The following is a 7,093-nucleotide window of genomic DNA, read 5'->3' as shown; positions in this document are numbered from 1 at the left end:
TTCACGGTCGAGGTGTCGATGGTGTCAGTCACTTCAGTGACCGCAGGGACAGTGCTCGGCACCAGGTTCTCGAAATTGCCGCCGGTTGTTCCGGTAATGCTGACTTCCACTTTGCCGGCGTCTTTGTAGACATCATCGGCAGGTGCTGGAACCGTTACGGTACCGGTGGTCTTACCGGCCTCGATGGTGATGACGGAGCCGTTGCTCAACGTCACGGTCACCGGGGTGCCGGCCGGGTTGGTCAGGGTTGCGGTGTAGACGATCGAACCGCCTTCCGCCACGGTGCCGGTCGCCGTCAGCGACAGGTTGGTGGTGTCGACGGTATCGGTGACGGTGGTCGAAACCGGGGTTTTGTCCGCCACCAGATTCTCGTAGTTGCCCCCGCTCACGTCAGTGATCGCGTTGGTCAGCGGCTCGTGACCGTTCAACGCATCGTTCGGTGCAGTGGTGGTGACGGTGCCGGTGGTTTTGCCGACTTCGATGGTGATGGTCTGACCGTTGGCCAGGGTCACAACAACCGGCGAGCCAGTCACCGGTGCACCGACGGTGGCGGTGTAAGTGACGGTGCCGCCCTCAGCGACCGAAGTATCGGCGCTCAGCTTCACGGTCGAGGTATCGATGGTGTCAGTCACTTCAGTGACCGCAGGAACGGTGCTCGGAACGAGGTTCTCGAAGTTGCCGCCGGTGGTGCCGGTGATGCTGACTTCAACCTTGCCGGCGTCTTTATAGACGTCATCGGCCGGGGCCGGAACGGTCACGGTACCGGTGGTCTTACCGGCCTCGATGGTGATGATCGAGCCATTGCTCAAGGTCACGGTTACCGGTGTGCCGGCCGGATTGGTCAGAGTCGCGGTGTAAACGATCGATCCACCCTCAGCGACGGTGCCGGTGGCACTCAGCGACAGGTTGGTGGTGTCGACGGTGTCTGTCACGTTAGTGCTGACCGGCGTCTTGTCGGCGACCAGATTTTCGTAGTTGCCACCGCTCACGCCAGTGATCGAGTTGCTCAGCGGCGCCTGGCCGTTCAGCACGTCGTTCGGTGCGGTGGTGGTCACGGTGCCAGTGGTTTTGCCCACTTCGATGGTGATGGACTGACCGTTGGCCAGGGTCACGACAACTGGCGAGCCAGTCACAGGCGCACCGACCGTCGCGGTGTAAGTGACGGTGCCGCCTTCGGCGACCGAGGTGTCAGCGGAGAGTTTGACCGTCGAGGTGTCGATGGTGTCGGTGACTTCGGTCACTGCAGGGACAGTGCTTGGCACCAGATTTTCGAAGTTGCCGCCGGTTGCACCGTTGATGGTGACTTCGACTTTGCCGGCGTCTTTGTAAACGTCGTCGGCAGGCGCCGGAACGGTCACGGTGCCAGTGGTTTTGCCGGCCTCGATGGTGATCACTGCGCCGTTGCTCAGGGTCACGGTGACTGGCGAGCCGGCAGCGTTGGTCAGCGTCGCGGTGTATTCGATCGAGCCGCCCTCGGCCACGGTGCCGGTCGCCGTCAGCGACAGGTTGGTGGTGTCGACGGTATCGGTCACGGTGGTGGACACCGGGGTCTTGTCCGCTACGAGGTTCTCGTAGTTACCACCACTCACATTGGTGATCGAGTTGGTCAGCGGCGGATTGCCGGTCAGCGCATCGTTCGGCGCGGTGGTGGTCACGGTGCCGGTGGTCTTGCCGACTTCGATGGTGATGGTCTGGCCGTTCGCCAGAGTCACAACAACCGGGGTGCCGGTCACAGGCGCACCGACAGTCGCGGTGTAAGTGACGGTGCCACCCTCGGCGACCGAAGTGTCAGCGGACAGTTTGACGGTCGAGGTATCGATGGTGTCAGTGACTTCGGTGACCGCTGGAACGGTACTCGGCACCAGGTTCTCGAAATTGCCACCGGTAGTGCCGGTGATGCTGACTTCAACCTTGCCGGCGTCTTTGTAGACGTCATCGGCTGGTGCCGGAACGGTGACGGTGCCGGTGGTCTTGCCGGCTTCGATGGTGATGACGGAGCCGTTGCTCAACGTCACGGTCACCGGGGTGCCGGCCGGGTTGGTCAGGGTTGCGGTGTAAACGATCGAACCGCCCTCAGCCACGGTGCCGGTGGCACTCAGCGACAGGTTGGTGGTGTCGATGGAGTCGGTCACGGTGGTGGTGGCCGGCGTGGTGTTCGGCACCAGGTTCTCGAAGTTGCCGCCGGTTGCGCCGGTAATCGTGGTGCTGACGGTGCCGCCGTTGTTGTAGACGTCGTTCGGCGTGGTCGGCACGTTGACGGTGCCAGTGGTCTTGCCGGCTTCGATGGTGATGGTCGAGCCGTTGGACAGGGTGACGGTGACCGGCGTCTGCGCCGGGTTGGTCAGGGTCGCGGTGTAGGTGATCTGACCACCTTCGACCACGGTGCCGGTGGCAGTCAGGGTCAGGTTGGTGGTGTCGATCGAATCGACGATGTTCGTGACGGCTGGCGTCGTGTTCGGCACCAGATTCTCGAAGTTGCCACCGCTGGCGCCGGTAATCGTAGTGGTGACGGTGCTGCCGTTGTTATAGACGTCGTTCGGCGGGGTCGGCACGTTGACGGTGCCTGTGGTCTGGCCGGCTTCGATGGTGATGGTCGAGCCATTGGACAGAGTGACGGTGACCGGTGTCTGCGCCGGGTTGGTCAGTGTCGCGGTGTAGGTGATCTGGCCACCTTCGGTGACGCTGTTGCCCGCCGTCAGGGTGACGGTGGTGGTGTCGATGGTGTCGGTGACCTGGGTCGTGGCCGGGGTAGTCGGCGGAGTCACGGTAATGCCGTTGCCACCGGTGGTGCCGGTGACGGTCACGTCGATCTGGCTCGGGTCGTTATAAACGGTGTCGTTCGGCGCCAGCGGCACGTTGACGGTGCCGGTGGTGGTGCCGGCCGGAATCACGATCACCGAGCCGTTGGACAGAGTGATGGTCAGGTCGGTCAGCGGCGCCTGGGTCAGCGTCGCGGTGTACACCAGCACGCCGCCGGCTTCGGTGATGGTCGGCGTGGCGCTGAGGCTCAGGGTCGATTCACGCAGGGCGTTGGTGGTGGTGTCGGTGGTCTGGCCGCCGGTGATGTTCTGCGCCGCTTGTGCACCGGAGTTGATGCCTGCAGTCGGGAAGCCGATGGTCGGGTCGACGCGGCCAGCGGTGGCGTCGAGCATCACGAAACTGTGGCCGCCGCCTGCCGCGCCGCCAGTGCCTGCGGCGGTGGCGCCGGCAGCGGTGGCTTCAAGGGCTGTGGTCGGGTCGGCACCGGCGGCGATGGCCTGCTGTAGCTCGGCTACAGAGGGCGCGGCCTGCGCAGTGGCCTCGGCCAGGTCAGTGCTGGAGTCAGGCGCGTTGGCGCTCCATTGGGTTTCACGGCCCAGATCGAGGGTGCGGCCATCCGCCAGTTCCAGCGATACCGCGCCGGAGAGGCCGGTGTCGATCTGGTCGCCGACATACAGGCGATCGCCTTCAACGAGTACGCGACGTACACCCTCTGGGGAGACTACGAATACCTGACCGACAATGCTTTTGACGATGGCAACAACACTGCTCATTGAAGACTCTCCGGGTGTCACGTTCAGTTGACTTCCATAGCCTGACGGCTTCAGCGCCGATTCAGTCTGGACGTACTTTAAAAATTTGCGAATCAAGTTTGACGCTGTTTTTCGTCAATATTTTGGCTAGATTCTTTCGCTATTAACTTTATGCCAAACTATTGACCTTCTGGGTGCCATCCTAAACAATCGCTCCACTAATGTCACATTGATATTTCCGCGGCGACCTGTCCCTCAGCGTGTGATCCAGTTCCTATTTTGAACTTTCCGACATACGGTCATTCCGGTTGCCAATCATCCGACGCAGCAGCACGTTTTGCTGTGATTCAAGACAAGAAGTCCTGGGAAATCTTTACCATGCGTTTGCACTTGTTCAAGGCTCTACCGTTCGCCCTCGCCGCCTCTTTCGTCCAAGCACAAACCTTACCGGAAGCCATGCAACAGGCACTGGATGTCCATCCGGAAATCCAGGCAGGGGTCAACAGTCGTTTGGCCGCGGATTATCAATTAAAGGCAGCCAAAGGTGGATACCTGCCCAAGGTCGATCTGCTGGGCGGTTATGGCCGTGAGGGCACCGACAGCGTGACCACCCGCGCCAACGGTGGTGGCAACCACTGGGAAACGTTGAACCGCAGCGAGTCAAGTTTACGTCTCTCGCAAATGGTTTTTGACGGTTTTGCCACATCCAGTGAAGTCGGGCGTCAACAAGCCACCGTCAACTCCCGCGCCTACTCGCTGCTCGGCACTTCCGAGCGCACCGCACTGACCGTTGCCCAGGTCTATCTGGACGTGCTGACCCGCCGCGAGTTCGTGCGTCTGGCCGAAGAAAACCTCAAAAGCCACCAGCGCATCTACGACCAGATCCAGCTGCGCACCCAGCGCGGCGTCGGCAGCGGCGCTGACCTCGATCAAGCCGAAGCGCGGATGGCTCAGGCGCGCAACAACCTGATCACCGAACAGACCAACCTCGCCGACTCCGAAACCAACTTCCTCAGCGCCGTCGGCCAGATGCCTGACCAGTTGGAGCGTCCGGCGCCGTTCATGGCGATGATGCCGGCCAACCTCAATGAGGCGCGCCAGCAGATGCTGGAAAACAGCCCGATCCTGCGTTCGGCCGAGTCCGATATCGCCGCTGCCGAGAAGCAGTACGAAACCGCCAAGTCGACCTTCTACCCGCGTTTCGACGCCGAGCTGGGCCGCACCGCCGACAACGATCTGGACGGTCAGAACGGTCACAACAACGAGTGGCAGGCCATGCTGCGCATGCGCTTCAACCTGTATTCGGGTGGCAGCAACAAGGCTGATCTGGAATCCAAGTCGTACCTGTCGAACCAGGCGCTGGACATCCGCAACAACGCCCTGCGTCAGTTGAACGAAGAACTGGGCCTGGCCTGGAACGCCCTGAACAACGCCAACGCCCAGGTGCCGATCGCGCAGCAGTACGTTGATCACAGCACCGCGGTGCGTACTGCCTACCAGCGTCAATTCAGCCTCGGCGAGCGCACCCTGCTCGATTTGCTCGACAGTGAAAACGAGTTGTTCACCGCTTCGCGCCGTCTGGCCGAAATCAAGAACATTCAGTTATTTACTCAGTATCGAATCAAGGCGACCATGGGCGAGTTGCTCAAGAGCCAGGGAGTGGTCGCACCGTTGGCATCCGTCGTGCAGAACGATGTGAAGCCGAAGGTCCAACTGCCGGGTATGAATTGAGCAGAACCTTCATTGTTCAATTGTTAGCCAAGAGTGCCGAGCGTGGAATCAGAAGTCAGTCGAGTTCAACTCATTCATGATCCGCGCGCGATGCACGACGATCCGTTGCTGGATGGTCTGCTCGCTCTGTGCATGCTGCACCAGAAACCCGCCAGCGCGGCGATGCTGACCACCGGTCTGCCGCTGCCCAAACAACGCCTGAGTGTCGAGTTGCTGCCCCGCGCAGCCGCTCGCGCCGGGCTGCAGGGCCGGGTGCTGCAACGCAAGCTGGAAGAGATTCCGGCGATTGCCATGCCGGCGCTGTTGCTGCTCAAGGATGGCCGCAGTGCCGTCCTGCTTGGCTGGCAAGGCGAGAACGACGCCCGGGTGCTGCTCAGCGAAAGCGATGGCGGCGAATCGGTGGTCAGCCGCGAATTGCTGGCCGACGACTACACCGGCAAAGTGTTCTTCGCCCAGCCGCAGCACAAATTCGACGTCAACCACGGCACGCTGATCCCGCGTGCGCGCTCGTGGTTTCGCGACACCCTCAAGCGCTCGCGCTGGCTGTATGCCGATGCGATTGCCGCCAGTTTCCTGATCAACATCATCGCCATGGCCGCGCCGCTGTTCGTGATGAACGTCTACGACCGCGTGGTGCCGAACCAGGCCGAAGCAACCTTGTGGGTGCTGGCGCTGGGCATCACGGGTGCCTATATCTTCGACCTGATTCTCAAGAGCCTGCGCAGCCTGTGCCTGGATCTGGCCGGCAAGAAAACCGACCTGATCATCTCCGCTACGCTGTTCGAGCGCATCGTCGGCATGGCCATGAAGTACCGCCCGGCACGGGTCGGCAGCTTTGCGCAGAACATTCATGAGTTTCAGAGCCTGCGCGATTTTCTCGCGTCGCTGACCCTGACCAGCCTGATCGACCTGCCGTTCACCATTCTGATTTTCATCGTCATTGCCATTCTCGGCGGGCATCTGGTGTGGATTCCGGTGCTGGCGTTCCCGATTGCGCTGCTGATCGGCTATGCGCTGCAAAAACCGTTGATAGCGACCATGGAACGCACCATGGCCCTCGGCGCCGAGCGTCAGTCGAGCCTGATTGAAACCCTGGCCGGCCTCGATGCGGTCAAGGTCAACAACGCCGAAAGCGAACGTCAGTACCAGTGGGAACAGACCATCGGCACCCTCAGCCGCCTCGAGCTGCGAGTGAAAATGCTCTCCGGTCTGGCGATGAACATCACCTTGCTGATCCAGCAACTGGCCGGGGTGATCATGATCGTCTTCGGCGTGTACCAGATCATCGCCGGCAATCTGAGCATGGGCGGTCTGATTGCCTGCTACATGCTCAGTGGCCGCGCGCTCAGCCCGCTGGCGTCGCTGTCCGGGCTGCTGACCCGTTACCAGCAGGCGCGCGTGACCATGACGTCGGTCGACCAGATGATGGAGCTGCCGCAGGAGCGCAATTTCGAAGAACGACCACTGAGCCGCAAGGTGCTGCAGGGTGCGATCGAGTGCCGTCAGCTGAGCTTCACCTACCCGGAGCAACAGAACCCGGCGCTGAAGAACATCAACCTGGTGATCCGTCCCGGCGAAAAGATCGGCATCATCGGCCGCAGCGGTTCGGGCAAGAGTTCGCTGGCAAAATTGCTGGTGGGCCTGTACCAGCCGGACGACGGCGCGTTGCTGGTGGACGGTGTGGATATCCGCCAGATCGACGTCAGCGAGCTGCGCTACAACATCGGCTACGTGCCCCAGGACATCCAGCTATTGGCCGGCACCCTGCGTGACAACCTGATCTCCGGCGCGCGTTACGTCGAAGACGAGCTGGTGCTGCAAGCCGCCGAACTGGCCGGCGTCCACGAATT

The 7,093-nt window shown here is 61.6% G+C and carries 3 protein-coding genes; 2 read left to right on the top strand and 1 reads right to left on the bottom strand.

Annotation, left to right across the window (positions count from 1 at the left end; translation table 11 throughout):
- On the bottom strand, window positions 1-3,533 hold a 3,533-nt coding region (locus DBR18_RS29530; protein WP_256588809.1), incomplete at its 3' end, for a retention module-containing protein.
- A 357-nt stretch (window positions 3,534-3,890) separates the two neighbouring features.
- On the opposite strand from DBR18_RS29530, the gene DBR18_RS20025 reads away from it, so the two are divergent.
- A complete protein-coding gene (locus DBR18_RS20025; protein ID WP_108591609.1) occupies window positions 3,891-5,243 on the top strand; it encodes a TolC family outer membrane protein in 1,353 nt (450 codons plus the stop codon).
- Window positions 5,244-5,285: 42 nt separating this feature from the next.
- The coding region (locus DBR18_RS20020; RefSeq protein ID WP_256588808.1) for a type I secretion system permease/ATPase at window positions 5,286-7,093 on the top strand (1,808 nt) is incomplete at its 3' end.

The sequence above is a fragment of the Pseudomonas sp. HMWF021 genome (genome assembly GCF_003061005.1).
Lineage (GTDB): Bacteria > Pseudomonadota > Gammaproteobacteria > Pseudomonadales > Pseudomonadaceae > Aquipseudomonas.
Note: the sequence above shows the minus strand (reverse complement) of the source record. Positions and strands in the feature narration are given on the sequence as shown.

Coding starts and splice junctions, on each gene's coding strand:
- DBR18_RS20025 (WP_108591609.1), top strand. CDS start 3,891: ATGCGTTTGCACTTGTTCAAGGCTCTACCGTTCGCCCTCGCCGCCTCT.